The sequence below is a fragment of the Brevundimonas diminuta 3F5N genome, assembly GCF_900163625.1.
GTDB lineage: Bacteria > Pseudomonadota > Alphaproteobacteria > Caulobacterales > Caulobacteraceae > Brevundimonas > Brevundimonas diminuta_A.
In genome coordinates, this window is sequence record NZ_FUIE01000089.1 from 1 (window position 1) to 12869 (window position 12869).

17 protein-coding genes are annotated in these 12869 nt (G+C 69.2%); 7 read left to right on the plus strand and 10 right to left on the minus strand.

What is annotated here, in order from left to right; all coding sequences use genetic code 11:
• Positions 1 to 130: 130 nt before the first annotated feature.
• The gene (locus tag FM111_RS15990) at positions 131 to 508 is read left to right on the plus strand and encodes a Rieske (2Fe-2S) protein (protein WP_087141911.1); all 378 of its coding nucleotides are present in this window, start codon (positions 131 to 133) and stop codon (positions 506 to 508) included.
• Between the two features lie 22 nt (positions 509 to 530).
• Here the strand turns inward: FM111_RS15990 and FM111_RS15995 are convergent, their stop codons facing one another.
• The 6 genes from FM111_RS15995 to FM111_RS16020 form a co-directional block, all read right to left on the minus strand.
• Positions 531 to 689: a hypothetical protein gene (locus tag FM111_RS15995; protein WP_256968395.1), complete on the minus strand. Its 159-nt coding sequence runs from the start codon at positions 687 to 689 to the stop codon at positions 531 to 533.
• 72 nt (positions 690 to 761) lie between these two features.
• Positions 762 to 1235 (minus strand): phasin family protein, encoded by a 474-nt coding sequence (locus tag FM111_RS16000; RefSeq protein WP_179205133.1) that lies wholly within the window; start codon positions 1233 to 1235, stop codon positions 762 to 764.
• A 20-nt stretch (positions 1236 to 1255) separates the two neighbouring features.
• Positions 1256 to 2035 carry a creatininase family protein gene (locus FM111_RS16005; protein WP_087141914.1) on the minus strand — a complete coding sequence of 260 codons (780 nt, stop codon included), beginning with the start codon at positions 2033 to 2035 and terminating at the stop codon, positions 1256 to 1258.
• Positions 2036 to 2121: 86 nt separating this feature from the next.
• Positions 2122 to 2721: a TetR/AcrR family transcriptional regulator gene (locus FM111_RS16010; RefSeq protein ID WP_087141915.1), complete on the minus strand. Its 600-nt coding sequence runs from the start codon at positions 2719 to 2721 to the stop codon at positions 2122 to 2124.
• Entirely contained in the window at positions 2721 to 4310 is a 1590-nt protein-coding gene (locus FM111_RS16015) for a DHA2 family efflux MFS transporter permease subunit (protein ID WP_087141916.1), read from the minus strand. The genes FM111_RS16010 and FM111_RS16015 overlap by 1 nt, the downstream gene beginning before the upstream one ends.
• The gene (locus FM111_RS16020) at positions 4307 to 5428 is read right to left on the minus strand and encodes an HlyD family secretion protein (protein ID WP_087141917.1); all 1122 of its coding nucleotides are present in this window, start codon (positions 5426 to 5428) and stop codon (positions 4307 to 4309) included. Before FM111_RS16020 ends, FM111_RS16015 begins: the two co-directional genes overlap by 4 nt.
• 146 nt (positions 5429 to 5574) lie before the next feature.
• On the opposite strand from FM111_RS16020, the gene nth reads away from it, so the two are divergent.
• A complete protein-coding gene (gene nth / locus FM111_RS16025) occupies positions 5575 to 6330 on the plus strand; it encodes an endonuclease III (RefSeq protein ID WP_143276145.1) in 756 nt (251 codons plus the stop codon).
• A 4-nt stretch (positions 6331 to 6334) separates the two neighbouring features.
• Here the strand turns inward: nth and FM111_RS16030 are convergent, their stop codons facing one another.
• Entirely contained in the window at positions 6335 to 7225 is an 891-nt protein-coding gene (locus FM111_RS16030) for an ATP-grasp domain-containing protein (RefSeq protein ID WP_087141918.1), read from the minus strand.
• 148 nt (positions 7226 to 7373) lie between these two features.
• On the opposite strand from FM111_RS16030, the gene FM111_RS16035 reads away from it, so the two are divergent.
• The 5 genes from FM111_RS16035 to FM111_RS16055 all read left to right on the plus strand — a co-directional run bounded on the left by FM111_RS16035 (position 7374) and on the right by FM111_RS16055 (position 10220).
• Positions 7374 to 8408 carry an adenosine kinase gene (locus FM111_RS16035; RefSeq protein WP_087141925.1) on the plus strand — a complete coding sequence of 345 codons (1035 nt, stop codon included), beginning with the start codon at positions 7374 to 7376 and terminating at the stop codon, positions 8406 to 8408.
• Between the two features lie 69 nt (positions 8409 to 8477).
• A complete protein-coding gene (gene ccmC / locus FM111_RS16040; RefSeq protein ID WP_087141919.1) occupies positions 8478 to 9197 on the plus strand; it encodes a heme ABC transporter permease CcmC in 720 nt (239 codons plus the stop codon).
• A 10-nt stretch (positions 9198 to 9207) separates the two neighbouring features.
• Entirely contained in the window at positions 9208 to 9360 is a 153-nt protein-coding gene (ccmD, locus tag FM111_RS16045; protein ID WP_003166605.1) for a heme exporter protein CcmD, read from the plus strand.
• Positions 9357 to 9920 carry a DsbE family thiol:disulfide interchange protein gene (locus FM111_RS16050; RefSeq protein ID WP_087141920.1) on the plus strand — a complete coding sequence of 188 codons (564 nt, stop codon included), beginning with the start codon at positions 9357 to 9359 and terminating at the stop codon, positions 9918 to 9920. The genes ccmD and FM111_RS16050 overlap by 4 nt, the downstream gene beginning before the upstream one ends.
• A gap of 69 nt (positions 9921 to 9989) precedes the next feature.
• The gene (locus tag FM111_RS16055) at positions 9990 to 10220 is read left to right on the plus strand and encodes a hypothetical protein (protein WP_087141921.1); all 231 of its coding nucleotides are present in this window, start codon (positions 9990 to 9992) and stop codon (positions 10218 to 10220) included.
• A gap of 86 nt (positions 10221 to 10306) precedes the next feature.
• On the opposite strand, the gene FM111_RS16060 is transcribed toward FM111_RS16055, so the two are convergent.
• The 3 genes from FM111_RS16060 to ftsY all read right to left on the minus strand — a co-directional run bounded on the left by FM111_RS16060 (position 10307) and on the right by ftsY (position 12799).
• Positions 10307 to 10975, minus strand: a complete 669-nt coding sequence (locus FM111_RS16060; protein ID WP_087141922.1) for a MarR family winged helix-turn-helix transcriptional regulator — start codon at positions 10973 to 10975, stop codon at positions 10307 to 10309.
• Between the two features lie 238 nt (positions 10976 to 11213).
• Positions 11214 to 11858 carry an inner membrane-spanning protein YciB gene (locus FM111_RS16065; protein ID WP_087141923.1) on the minus strand — a complete coding sequence of 215 codons (645 nt, stop codon included), beginning with the start codon at positions 11856 to 11858 and terminating at the stop codon, positions 11214 to 11216.
• 5 nt (positions 11859 to 11863) lie between these two features.
• The gene (ftsY, locus tag FM111_RS16070; protein WP_076224632.1) at positions 11864 to 12799 is read right to left on the minus strand and encodes a signal recognition particle-docking protein FtsY; all 936 of its coding nucleotides are present in this window, start codon (positions 12797 to 12799) and stop codon (positions 11864 to 11866) included.
• Between the last annotated feature and the right edge of the window lie 70 nt (positions 12800 to 12869).

Sequence of the window (12869 nt, forward strand, 5' to 3'; positions counted from 1 at the left end):
CCGCTCATCCCCGCGGAGGCGGGGACCCAGTGCTTTGGCACTAAAGCGCTTGCATTGAATGATCATGATCACAGGCAAAGATGCGGCTCGAACTGGGTCCCCGCCTCCGCGGGGATGAGCGGGTGTGGGGATGACGGATCAATCTTCCGCCGAGCGCAAGCGGGTCTGGAAGACGCCGCCGAACGTGGCCCTGTGCCTGGAGGCGGACATCGCTGATCCCGGCTCGCGCGGTTTCGTGTTGCAGATCGGCGAAGCCTTCTTCCACGGCTTCGTGGTCAGGAAGGACGGCCAGGTCGCGGGCTGGGTGGATCGCTGCCCCCACGCGGGCTTTCCCATCGCAGTGGAGCTGGATCGCTATCTGACGCCGGACGGGTCGCTGATCCTGTGCGGCTGGCACGGGGCGGCGTTCGAGCCCCTGTCGGGCGCCTGCGTCGCCGGGCCCTGCGCGGGCGGCAAGCTGACGCCCTGGCCGGTCGAGGCCAGGGACGGAATCATCCGCACGGCGTGAGGGCGGAAGGGGCGTTAGAGCCCTATTCCTTCGGCACCAGCTTGGGATCCTTGGTGAAGGCTTCGTCGACCTCTTCTTCGGTGATCCGCTTGGACGGGTCGCCCGGCTGGTTGAGGTTCTGCTCTTCGGTGCCGTCGCCCATCATGCCGGGGTAGGGCTCTTTCGGGTCTTTCTCGGCCATCGCCGTCTCCTTCGCATTGATGCAAAGGCAATCCGGTGAAGGCCTCGGGCGTTCCATCACGCCCGCGCGAGACTAGCGTTTCAGGCGTCGCGCATTGGCCGTGGCCGTGGCGTGGACGGGGGCCAGGGTGCGCCCCTGCGCCTTCAGCGCCGCGCCGTAGAAGGACCAGCCGTCGTTCATCGCCCGGCTCCAAGCGCCCATGGCCCAGTCGGTCTGGGCGGCGGCGAAGGCGAAGGGCGTATCGGCGCGGGCCAGTCGGGCCAGGCAGTCGGCGGCCTCGGCCCCCTCGCGCGCGGCCAGGCGTCCGGCGCGTTCGGCCAGGTCCAGCGCGCCGGCGCAGGCGGCCCCGGCCGAGGCCGTCATGGCCTCGACCTTCTCTGCGCCCATGCGGCTGAGTTCGGCGTGGTCGGCGCGCAGGGGGTCGGCCAGAGCCTCGCCCATGATCTCGAACCGCCGCGTGATGACGGCGGCCGAGGCCTGGGCCAGTTCCTGACCGGCTTGTGCGTTGCGCAGGGCGTTGCGGGCCGTCTTCTGCATGGGGCTCATGCGACGACCCTGGGCTGGTTTCAGGCGACCGGCAAGACTTCTTGCGCGAAGTCGGTCAGGTCGCGGATCAGGGCCGGGACGGCGGCGTCGATGATGCGCTGGCCCTTTTCCGGGGTCGCCTGGGCCGGGTCCGAGCCGATGCGGCCGTCGGGGAAGCGGGCGCGATAGTCGTTGGCGTCGCGGATCGGACCGAAGGGGGCGATCTTCGGCTCATAGGCGGCGGTCTTGATCCGGTCGGGATAGCCGGCCTGGGTCACGGCGATCTCGGACGGCGTGGCGTGGCTGCCGTGGCCAGTCGGGAAGATGTCCTCGCACAGCTTCTGCACGCCCGGCAGATCCCACCAGTTGCGCAGCTTCAGCACGAAGGGCGGGCGCTCGGCCCAGGGCTCGGGCGTGAAGGACCAGTCGGCGTAGATCTCGGCGAAGGCGGCCTCGATGGTGGCGACGTTGCCGCCGTGGCCGTTCAGGAAATAGATGCGCTCGAAGCCGTGGCGCGTCAGCGACGACACCCAGTCGGCGATCGCCGCCATGAAGGTCGACGGGCGCAGGGTGATGGTGCCGGGGAAGGCCAGGTGGTGCTGGGCCATGCCGATGTTGAAGGTCGGCGTGACGACCAGGCTGTCGTCGCCCTTTTCGGCGGCGTGGGCGATGATCTCGGGGCACAGCCAGTCGGTGCCCAGAAGGCCCGTCGGCCCGTGCTGTTCGTTCGAGCCGATCGGCACGATCACCGTCTTGGACAGAAGGGCCCCGGACTTCAGGCGCTCGTCGATCTCGGGCCAGGACGACAGGTGGATCAGCATGGGAAGAACTCCGGCGGGCGGGAGGTGAGGGGACTGAGGGCGGCTTTACGCTGATCCGCCTTCAGGGCCAACTTGGGCGCGGGCGTCTATTCCGGCGCGAAGGCGCGGACGAAGCGATAGGCGGCTTCGCGGGCGCGGGCGGGGATGTCGTCGATCTCGGGGTGGGGCAGGCCCAGCACCGAGCGCAGATGGCCGTGGCCCAACACCATGCCGGTGAACATTTCAGCGGCGGCGACGGGATCGGGCGCGGACAAGCGGCCCAGACGGTCCTGCTCCTCCAGCCAGACGGCCAGACGGCGCAGGTTCTGGCCGGGGCCGGCGTCATAGACGACACGCGCCAGTTCGGGCGCCTCTGGCGAGGCCAGGGCCATGCCGCGCAGGGCGACGCCGCGCCCCTCGATGCAGACGCGGCGGATCAGGGTCTCGGCCAGGGTCGCCAGGGCGGTCTCGATATCCATGTCCGAGGCGAGGGGGGCGAGGGTCTCTTCGGAGCGCTGGGCCGCCAGGTCGCGGGCGATGTCGGTCTTGGTCGGATAGCGGTTGTAGAGGGTCTGTTTGGACACGCCCGCGCGTCGGGCGACCTCGGCCATGGAGACCTTGGCGCCCTTTTCCATGAACAGTTCGGCGGCGGCGCGCAGGATGGCGCGGCTCTTGTGTTCGTCGATCTGACCGAGGGCGCGGGGCATCAGTGGGCGTCCGAACGAGCGGCGGAAGGATTGGGCTTGGCCGGTTTGGACAGCAGGGTCAGGAAACCGGCGCAGGCGCAGCCGATGGCTAATAGGGCGAAGGCGTCGCCGAAGGCCAGGGTCGTCGCCTGTTTCTGCAACATCCCGTAGACGGCTTTCATCGCCGAGGCCTGGGGGTCGATGGATCCGGCGAAGCGCACGGCCATGCCCGCCATCATGTCGCGCACCCCCTGATGGGTCTGGTCGATGGCGCTGGTCAGCTCGACCATGTGCAGGGCGGTGTTCTGGGTCAGGGAGGTGTTGAGGATGGCCAGGCCGAAGGCGCCGCCGACGTTTCGGCTGAGGTTCACCAGGCCCGAGGCGTTCTTGACCATGTGCGGCGGCAAGGTGGCCATCGTCACCTGCTGCGAGGCGATCATGGCGATCATGACCCCGGCCCCGCGCATGGCCTGGACCCCGGCGAACTCCCAGAAGCCCCACTGATCCGTCACGATGCGGGCGTCCCACATCCCCCAGGCGGCCATCATGAAGCCGAGGAACATCAGGATGCGGGCGTCGACCTTGCGCACCAGCCGCCCGGCGATGGGGCCGGTGGCGAACATCGCGAGACCTGAGACGATCATGGTCGTGCCGACCTCGGCCGCCGAATAGTCGCGCACCCGGCCAAGGAACAGCGGCAATAGGAAGGTGCCGCCGAACAGGGCCGCGCCGACGATGAAGGTCATCATCACCCCCACCACGAAGTTGCGGTTGCCGAAGGCGCGCAGCTCGACGATCGGATTGCGGTAGCTGAGCGAGCGCCAGACGAAGGCCGGGCCGCAGACGGCGGCGACGACGCTGAGCAGCAGGATCCGGTCATCGGCGAACCAGTCCTCCTTGGCCCCTTCTTCCAGCACGAACTGCAGGCTCATCAGGAAGGCGGCCATCAGCATCAGGCCCAGCCAGTCGAACCCCTTGGACAGGCTGGGGTCGCCCTTGTCGAAATGGGCGTAGCGCCCGACCAGGAACAGGACGATCGCGCCGGGAAAGACGTTGATGAAGAACAGCCAGCGCCAGCTGAGCCATTCGGTCAGGTGCCCGCCCAGGGTCGGGCCGACCGTGGGGGCCAGCGTCACGATCAGGCCCATGATGACGCTGGCCGTGACCCGCTTCTCGGGCGGGAAGGCGGTGAAGGCCACGGCGAAGACGGTCGGGATCATGGCCCCGCCGACGAAGCCCTGAAGCGCGCGGAAGACGATCATCATCTCGATCGACGACGACAGGCCCACGGCTACGCTCATCACCAGGAAGCCGACGCAGGAGGCCAGGAACACCTTCTGCGTGCCCCACAGGCGCGACAGGTATCCCGACAGGGGGATCATCACGACCTCGGGGATCAGATAGGCGGTCTGGATCCAGCTGATCTCATCGGCCGAGGCGCCGACCCCGGCCTGAATCTGCGGCAGGGAGGCGGCGACGATCTGGATGTCGAGGATGGCCATGAACTGGCCGATGACCATGCCGGCGAAGCCGAGCAGCAGGACGGTCCAGTTGATCTCGGGCTGGACGGCGGGCGCCGCCGGAGCCGAAGACGCGGCGGCGTCCGTCACCGGGCGGAGCTCGGATTGGCGGCCTGGGCCAGCGCCGTCTCGCCCATGTGGGCCTCGGCGAAGGCGGAGCCGCCCTGGCTCTTCAGGTCGACCTTGACCTCGACCGACAGGCCGGGCCGCAGGACGATCGGCTGGCCCGAGGCGTCGCGCTGGACAACGATGCGGACGGGTACGCGCTGGGTGATCTTGGTGAAGTTGCCGGTGGCGTTCTCGACCGGGATCAGGGCGAACTCCGAGCCGGTGGCCGGGGCGAAGCTGTCGATACGGCCTTGAAGCGACCGGCCGGGGAAGGCGTCGGCCTTGATCTCGACCGCCTGGCCCAGACGCATCCGGCCGACCTGGGTCTCCTTGAAGTTGGCGACGACATAGGCATCCGTCAGCGGCACTACGGACATCAGCTGGCCGCCCGCCTGCACCACCTGACCGACGCGCACGCCGCGCGCGCCGACGACGCCGGCCACAGGGGCGCGAATGACGGTGCGGTCCAGCGTCAACTGCGCCTGATCGACAAGGGCTTGCGCCTGTTCGGCGGCGGCCACGCTCTGCTGGCGCGACGAACCGAGGACGGCGGCGGTGCGCTGTTCGGCGGTCAGGGCGGCCTGGGCCTGAGCGACCGAGGCGCGGGCCGTCTCGGCGGTGGCGCGCTGGGTCTCGATGCGCTGTTGCGACACCCAGCCCTGATCGGCCAGCTTGCCGTAGCGGTCGACCTCGGCGCGGGCCAGATTGGCCTGGGCCTGCGCCTGGGTCACGGCGGCGGCGCGGGCGGCGATGGTCGCCTGCTCCTGCTCGGTTCGGGCGTCGACGTTGGCGACGGCGGCGGTTAGGGCCGCCAGATTGGCCTGGGCCTGGGCCAGGGCGGCGCGGGCGTCCGCGTCGTCCAGCCGGACCAGCACCTGACCGGCCTCGACGCGCTGGTTGTCCTTGACCAGAACCTCGACCACCTCGCCGCCGATGCGCGGGCTGACGGCCACGGTGTCGGCCTGGACGAAGGCGTTGTCGGTGCCTTCCCAGCGCTGCTTGCCCTGCCACCAGACTACGCCGCCGACGACGAGGCCCAGGCCGACGACGCCGGCGACGATCAGGGGCAGACGCTTCTTGAGCGGGGCGGGGAGGGCCATGGGGGAGACAGCTCGCTTCGATTTCGCGCGTAAAATGGACGGCGCGGTCCAGAATACAAGGCACGACTGCGATTTTTTGTCGCAGCGCGGCGAGCGCGCGACATTGACGCCGGGCGCGGGGAAGGCGAAGCGGGGGCATGGCTCCGATGAAATCCGCCTCCCGTCAGAAGAAGGCCGTCCAGAAGGCCGGGCTGACCCCGCCGCCAGGCAAGCGCCCGCGTCAGCCGAAGACGGCCCCTGTCGGCGCCATTATCAGCTGGCCGCCGGATGAGGACCGGGTGGAGGAGATCTTCGTCCGCCTGTCAGGCGTCATGCCCGATCCGAAGACCGAGCTGGATTTCGTCAATCCCTATACGCTGGTGGTGGCGGTCGCCCTGTCGGCCCAGGCGACGGACGTGGGGGTCAACAAGGCGACCAAGGCCTTGTTCGCCGTCGCCGACACGCCGCAGAAGATGCTGGCCCTGGGCGAAGAGGGGCTGATCCCCCTGATCGCCTCCATCGGCCTTTATCGCACCAAGGCGAAGAACGTCATCGCCGCCGCGCAGATGCTGGTCGACAAGCACGGCGGCGAGGTTCCGCTGAACCGCGCCGACCTGCAGGCCCTGCCGGGCGTGGGACGCAAGACGGCCAGCGTGGTGCTGAACGAACTGGGGATCGAGCCGGCCATCGCGGTGGACACCCACGTCTTCCGCGTCTCGCACCGGCTGGGGCTGGCCAATGCGGCGACGCCCGACAAGGTGGAGGTCCAACTGCACAAGATCGTGCCCGAAGCCTGGCTGCCCAAGGCGCACCACTGGCTGATCCTGCACGGCCGCTACACCTGCCTGGCGCAGCGGCCGAAATGTCCGGGGTGCGTGATCTCGGACCTGTGCCCCTCACGCGCCAGCTTCATGGGGATATGAGCGCCTAGCGTTCCAGGCGCGCCCGCACCGCCTGACCGAAATGGGCGCCGGCTTCAGGCGCGGCGGCCAGGTAGAAGTCCGGCTCGATCAGTTCGGCCTCCATCAGCACCCATTCGCCGTCGTCGTCCTTGGTCATGTCGATGCGGGCGTAGAGCAGGTCTTCGTCGATGGCGGCCAGGGTGCGTTCGGCCAGATCGAGCGCGCCTTGGGGCGCGGCCTTCAGCGCCTGGTACCGCCCGCCGTACTGGGTCTGGATGCGGAACTCGCCCGCCGCGCCGGGGCGCTTGTTGACGACGTGGCTCAGTTCGCCGCCGAAATAGAGCAGGGAGGTTTCGCCCTCGGTCTCGATGGCCTTGAGGTAGGGCTGGATCATCGTCCCGCCGACAGGCGCATCCGCCAGGGCCGTGTCCAGCAGGTCGCCCGCCGCCACGCGCAGGGTGCGCCAGGCGCCGCCCGAGACGGTCGGCTTGACGATCAGGGTCTCGGCGCCTGTGGCGGCGAAGGCGGCCTCGAGCACGGCGGCGTCGACGTGATCGGCGAAGATCGTTTCGGGCACGGCGACGCCCTTCTCCGCCAGGCGGGCCAGATAGCGTTTGTCGGCGTTCCAGCGCAGGGTCGCGGCCGGATTGGCCAGGCGCGCGCCGGCCTCGGCCCAGGTCGTGCAGGCCTGCACCCAGCGGTCGTGATCCTGGTGATAGCCCCAGACCAGCAGCGGCAGGACCAGCGGATAGTCCATCAGGGCGCGGGCGTTCTCGACATGGTCGGTCCAGGGCGTGGGCCGGGCCGTGATCCCCGCCGTCGCCAGCGCCTCGCCCAACCGGTCCAGCACGCCCGGCCACAGGGTCGAATAGGTGGGATCGGCCGGATCGGGGGTCAGGACGGCGACGTCGGTCATGGGCGCGGCTCCGCAAGGCCCGGCGGGGCCGTCTGCAAGGGGAGATCTGGACTTAGGCCGCCGATGGAGCGGCGTGAAGGGCCGCTTTTCGCACGGCGGCGGGGCCGGCGCACTGGCGCGCGGCCGCCTCGCCCGTTATGGGGCGGACATGACCCAATCCCTGCCCGCCTTCGCCCAAAACGCCCGTTTCGACGTCTGCGCCCTGGGCAACGCCATCGTCGATGTTCTGGCTCCGTGCGAACCGGCCTTCCTGGAAGCCAAGGGCCTGGTCCCCGGCTCGATGCAGCTGGTCGACGAGACGCAGAGCGCGACCCTGTATGACGCCATGGCGGCCGGGGTCGAGGCCTCGGGCGGTTCGGCGGGCAATACGGTGGCGGGCGTCGGCTCGTTCGGCGGGCGCGCCGCCTATATCGGCAAGGTGGCCAAGGACACCCTGGGCGAGGTCTTCAGCCACGACATCCGCGCCGTCGGCGTCCATTTCGACACCCCCGTGCTGGAAGACGGCGCGGGGAACGGCTTCGGCACCGGCCGCTGCCTGATCAACGTCACGCCGGACGGCCAGCGCACCATGTGCACCTTCCTGGGCGCCGCCAACCAGCTGACGACGGCCGACGTCGACGCGGGCGTGATCGGCGACAGCGCCATCGTCTATCTGGAAGGCTATCTGTTCGATCCGGCCCCGGCCCGCGCGGCTTTCGAGGCCGCCGCCGCCGCCGCCCATGCGGCGGGCCGCAAGGTCGCCATCACCCTGTCGGACAGCTTCGTGGTCCACCGCTGGCGCGCCGAACTGCTGGCCTTCATCGAGAGCTCGGCCGACATCGTTCTGGCCAATGAGGGCGAGCTGCACGCCCTGTTCGAGACCGAGGACTTCGACCACGCCGCCGCCCACCTGGGCCGCATTGTCGAGGTGGCCGCCGTGACGCGCGGCGCCGCCGGTTCGGTGCTGTTCCGCGGCGGCGAACGGGTCGAGGTCGCCGCCTATCCGGTCGAGAAGGTCGTCGACACCACGGGCGCCGGCGATCAGTACGCGGCGGGCGTGCTGCTGGGCCTGTCGCGCGGCCTGTCATTGGCGCAGGCCGGGGCGCTGGGTTCGCTGGCCGCGTCGGAAGTCATCGCCCACTGGGGCCCGCGCCCGATGGTCGGACTGAAGAGCCTGGCCGTCCAGCACGGCCTGAGCCTCTAAGAGCCGCGACAAAGGGTCGGACGCCGCGCCCGCTTGCCGTAGGGCGCTGGGCCGCGTAATCGGCGGCCCATGTTCGGCCTCGCCAATCCCGACCGCTTCATGCGCTTCACCGGCCCCCTGGTTCCGGTGTTGTGGATCTGCGCGCTCGGTCTGCTGCTGCTCGGGACGTGGTTCAGCTTCACCGCGCCGGGCGACTATCAGCAGGGCGACACCGTCCGCATCATGTTCATCCACGTTCCGGCCGCCAGCCTGGGCCTGATGGCCTATGGGGCGCTGGGCGTGTCCAGCTTCTTCGCCCTGGTGTTCCGCCATCCGCTGGCCGATGCGGCGGCGCGGGCGGCGGCGGTGCCGGGCGCGGCCTTCACGGCGCTGGCGCTCGTCACCGGTTCCCTGTGGGGCCAGCCCATGTGGGGGACGTGGTGGGTGTGGGATGCACGCCTGACCAGCGTGCTGGTGCTGTTTCTCTTCTACCTCGGCTACATGGCCCTGCGCGCCTCGATCGACGATGAGGCCAAGGCCGCGCGGGCGGCGGCGGTGCTGGGCCTGGTCGGTCTGATCAACCTGCCGATCGTCAAGTTTTCGGTCGACTGGTGGAACACCCTGCACCAGCCCGCGTCGCTGCTGCGCTCTGGCGGGACCAGCGTGGACCCGGTCTTCCTGCCCGCCCTGCTGACCATGATGGCGGCCTACGCCGTGCTGTTCGGGGCGATCTGGCTGACGTCGATCCGCACCGAGGTGCGGCGTCGTCGCGTTCTGACCCTTCGCGCCCGCGCGGCGCTGGAAGCCTGAGGAGTTCGCCATGCTTGATCTGGACATGAGCCCCTATGGCGCCTTCGTCTGGCCCGCCTGGGGGATCAGCGCCGTGGTGCTGGCCGCCCTGTCGGCCCGCGCCCTGATCGCCGCTCGCCGCTGGAAGCGCGAGCTGGCCCGGCTGGAGGCCGCACGCAAATGAAACGCTGGCTGGCCCTTGCGCCTATCGTCGTCCTGGCGGCGCTGGGCGTCTTCCTGATGACGCAGATGGACCGGATGGCGGGCGATCCCGCCGCCGGCCCGACCTATAAGCCGGACGCCCTGGTCGGCCAGCCGATCCCGGAAACGACGGTCTTGCCTGTCCTGGCGGACGGCAAGGCCAGCGACGACCTGTTGGACCTGAAGACGGCGGGTGTCGGCAAGCCGATGATCGTCAACCTGTTCGCCAGTTGGTGCGCGCCGTGCCGTCTGGAGCATCCGCACCTGATGACGTTGAAGGAACAGGGGATCGCCGTGGTCGGCGTGGCCTATAAGGACGACCCCGTCGCCACCGACGCCTTCCTGGAAGAGCTGGGCGATCCCTATCGCCTGGTGCTGGTCGACCGCGAGGGCCGGGCGGGGCTGGACCTGGGCGTCTCGGGCGTGCCCGAGAGCTTCGCCGTCGACGCCTATGGGACCATTGTCGCCAAGTCCTCAGGGCCGATCCTGACGGACGCCGACCTGAAGAAGCTGACGGACGCCCTGAACGCCCCCGCGCGCTGAGGCGAGCACCCTAAACAGGGTGAATCGGACGTTAACCATATCTAGACGAAGGGCGGGCATTTTTGGCCCATGTCCGCGATTTCGTCCGAGCGGCCGGCCTTTCCGCCCCAGGCGGGCGGTGCGGCCCATGCCCTGAGAACGGCCCAGTCGGCCTTCTTCCGCCAGGCCATGGGGCTGGCGGCGCCGGCGGCGGTCGAAGAGACGGCGCGTCCGGTTGCGGCGGTTTCGGCTCAGGTTGAACAGGCGGCGCCGGCGTCGCGCCTGCAACGCCCCGGCTCCCTGCTCGACATCCGCGTTTAGGCGGCAGCCTCAATATCCGCTCATCCCGGCGGAGACCGGGACCCAGGGCTTTGGCTGCAACCGCCGCCCTAGCGGAAGGGGAGGACTTAGCCTTCCGCGGCGCCCTTGAGCGGGACCACGACGGTTTCGGCCGCGGCGTCGGTCTGCGGTTGGTCTGCAGCGGCTTCAGGCGCGCCCTTTTTCTTCTTCTTGCCGCGTCCGTCGGCCTTGCCGTCGCCCTTTCGCGCGGCCTTTTCCGCCTTCTTGGCGTCCTTGGCGGCTTTCTTCGCCGCCTTGATGTCGGCGCGGGCCTGTTCGGGCGCGGCGTCGGCGGCGTCGGACAGGCTGCACAACAGGTCCAGGAAGCTGTCGCGTTTGGACTTGGGCAGCAGGCCCATGATGCGCTTGTCGGCGGCCTCGACGCGCGGGCGGGCGGCCAGCAGGGCGGCCTCGCCCTCGGGCGACAGGCGCACGGCCTTGGCGCGGGCGTCCAGCGTCGAGCGTTCGCGCTCCAGCAGGCCCTTGGTCGTCATGCGCGCCACCAGGTCGGCCAGGGTCGAGCGGTCGATGCCGGTGGCCTTGACCAGATCGGTCTGCGTCAGGCCCGAGCGGGCGGCCACGGCCTCCAGCACGGCGAACTGGCGCTGGGTCAGACCGTCCGGCCCGGCTTCCTCGGCGTAGATGTCCAGCGCCAACTGCAGCGCCCGGTGCATCAGGTGGCTGGGCGATTCCGCCAGCCCGCCCTTGATCTTCGCCTGCTTGCCCGACTTGATCATCGTCTTCGTTCCCGAACAGCCCGATACCGGCCGTGGCCGGATGATGCTGCAACAGCTAACAGTCTGGCTTAACGCTTTGACGACGTTAAGGCTGACGGTTTGAAGACATTTAAGTGGGCCTACCGCGCGTTCGCGCTGCTTGAGGCCTTTGTTGGCGGGCCTAACGGGCTTCGCCCTACTTGAGGCCCGATTGGAGCGCGTAGGGGAGGTGGGCCGGTTTATGGCCCACGCTTTCGGATCAGAGGCCGGTGTCGGGAGAGACGGGGCCGGGCTCTTCGTCCTTGGTCATGTTCTTCAGGATCAGCGGCACCTGCGACAGGCCGAAGATGGAGGCCGCGATCCACAGCACGCCGCGGAAGGCCGTCCAGACGCCGTTCGGATCGGGCGTCCCCAGGTTCAAGGCCGACCAGATGGCGGTGACGGCGGTCGGGCTGCGGAACACCTCATTGGCGATGGCGACGGCCAGGAAGTAGAGGCCGTAGCGGAAGGTCAGCTTGCGCCAGGCCTCGTCCGTCACCTTGATGGCCGAGCCCAGCAGGGCCTTGAACGGGTATTTCTTCAGCGGCAGCGAGCCCAGCAGGACGGCGGCCAGCAGGCCGTTCTGCACCGTCAGCTTCAGCTTCACGAACAGGTCGTCGTCGGTGACGATGGTCAGGACGCCGAACACCAGGGCGAAGCCGCCGGTGATCAGGGGCATGGGCGCCAGGCGCCGCTCCAGGATGAAACCGACCGCCAGGGCGATCATGGAGGCGATGACCAGAACCCAAGTGGCCTTGATCATGTCACGGGTGATGAAATAGGCGGCCATGAAGGCGACCAGGGCGCCGAAGTCGACGGCCTGACGAATCCATTGCGGGCGCTTGGTTTCGGTCGCTTCACTCATACGCTTCAGTCCTCAAGCCCGACCAGGGATCGGGAAAACGCGCGGGCGTCGAAAGGTTGCAGGTCCTCGACCCCTTCGCCGACGCCGATCAGCTTGATCGGGGCGTCCGAGGCCTGGGCCACGGGCACCAGGACGCCGCCGCGCGCGGTGCCGTCCAGCTTGGTCATCACCACGCCTGAGACATAGGCGGTGCGGCCGAAAATCTTTTCCTGCTCCAGCGCATTGCGGCCGACGGTGGCGTCCAGCACCAGCAGGGTCTCGTGCGGGGCGTCAGGGTCGACCTTCTTCAGCACGCGCACGATCTTCAGCAGTTCGTCCATCAAGGTGGACTTGTTCTGCAGCCGCCCGGCCGTGTCGATCAGCACGACATCGAAGCCTTCTTCCTTCGCCTTGGCGAAGGCGTCGAAGGCCAGGCCGGCGGCGTCGGCGCCGTCGCGGCGGCTTTCGAAATGGGCGCCGGCGCGGTCGGCCCAGACCTTGAGCTGTTCGCGGGCGGCGGCGCGGAAGGTGTCGCCGGCGACGATCATCACCTTGGCGCCCTTGGCCGTCAGGTCCGAGGCGATCTTGCCCAGGGTCGTGGTCTTGCCCGAGCCGTTCACGCCGACGAACAGGACGACGTAGGGCTTCGGCCCCGACAGCGGGTCGAAGGTCGCCTGACGCGGCGTCAGTTCGGCGGCCACGGCTTCGGCCAGGGCCTCCTTGATCTCGCGCTCGTCGGAGGTCTTGCCGAAGCGCAGCTCGCGGAAGCGCTCGACGATGCGGGCCGAGGCGGCGGGCCCGAGGTCGCTCTCGATCAGATGCTCCTCCAGCCGCTCCAGCGCCTCTTCCGAGAGGGGCTCCTTCACGAAGGTCGAGACGACCTGATCGGTCATCTGTTTCGAAGACCGGGACAGGCCTTCGCTCAGCCGCTGGAACCAGCCTTTTTTGGGCGTATCGCTCATGGTGTGAGCCTTAGCCGACGGCGGTTCGCAGGTCACGTGCGATCATTTCACCCGCTCATCCCGGCGGACG

Bases quoted from the DNA above. Each gene is read 5' to 3' on its own strand.
- FM111_RS16050 (WP_087141920.1), top strand. From the start codon at position 9,357: ATGAAACGCTGGCTGGCCCTTGCGCCTATCGTCGTCCTGGCGGCGCTG.
- FM111_RS16020 (WP_087141917.1), bottom strand. From the start codon at position 5,428: ATGGCCCTCCCCGCCCCGCTCAAGAAGCGTCTGCCCCTGATCGTCGCC.
- nth (WP_143276145.1), top strand. From the start codon at position 5,575: ATGAAATCCGCCTCCCGTCAGAAGAAGGCCGTCCAGAAGGCCGGGCTG.
- FM111_RS15995 (WP_256968395.1), bottom strand. From the start codon at position 689: ATGGCCGAGAAAGACCCGAAAGAGCCCTACCCCGGCATGATGGGCGAC.
- FM111_RS16055 (WP_087141921.1), top strand. From the start codon at position 9,990: ATGTCCGCGATTTCGTCCGAGCGGCCGGCCTTTCCGCCCCAGGCGGGC.
- FM111_RS16035 (WP_087141925.1), top strand. From the start codon at position 7,374: ATGACCCAATCCCTGCCCGCCTTCGCCCAAAACGCCCGTTTCGACGTC.
- FM111_RS16010 (WP_087141915.1), bottom strand. From the start codon at position 2,721: ATGCCCCGCGCCCTCGGTCAGATCGACGAACACAAGAGCCGCGCCATC.
- FM111_RS16065 (WP_087141923.1), bottom strand. From the start codon at position 11,858: ATGAGTGAAGCGACCGAAACCAAGCGCCCGCAATGGATTCGTCAGGCC.
- ccmD (WP_003166605.1), top strand. From the start codon at position 9,208: ATGCTTGATCTGGACATGAGCCCCTATGGCGCCTTCGTCTGGCCCGCC.
- FM111_RS16060 (WP_087141922.1), bottom strand. From the start codon at position 10,975: ATGATCAAGTCGGGCAAGCAGGCGAAGATCAAGGGCGGGCTGGCGGAA.
- FM111_RS16005 (WP_087141914.1), bottom strand. From the start codon at position 2,035: ATGCTGATCCACCTGTCGTCCTGGCCCGAGATCGACGAGCGCCTGAAG.
- ftsY (WP_076224632.1), bottom strand. From the start codon at position 12,799: ATGAGCGATACGCCCAAAAAAGGCTGGTTCCAGCGGCTGAGCGAAGGC.
- FM111_RS16030 (WP_087141918.1), bottom strand. From the start codon at position 7,225: ATGACCGACGTCGCCGTCCTGACCCCCGATCCGGCCGATCCCACCTAT.
- ccmC (WP_087141919.1), top strand. From the start codon at position 8,478: ATGTTCGGCCTCGCCAATCCCGACCGCTTCATGCGCTTCACCGGCCCC.
- FM111_RS16000 (WP_179205133.1), bottom strand. From the start codon at position 1,235: ATGAGCCCCATGCAGAAGACGGCCCGCAACGCCCTGCGCAACGCACAA.
- FM111_RS15990 (WP_087141911.1), top strand. From the start codon at position 131: ATGACGGATCAATCTTCCGCCGAGCGCAAGCGGGTCTGGAAGACGCCG.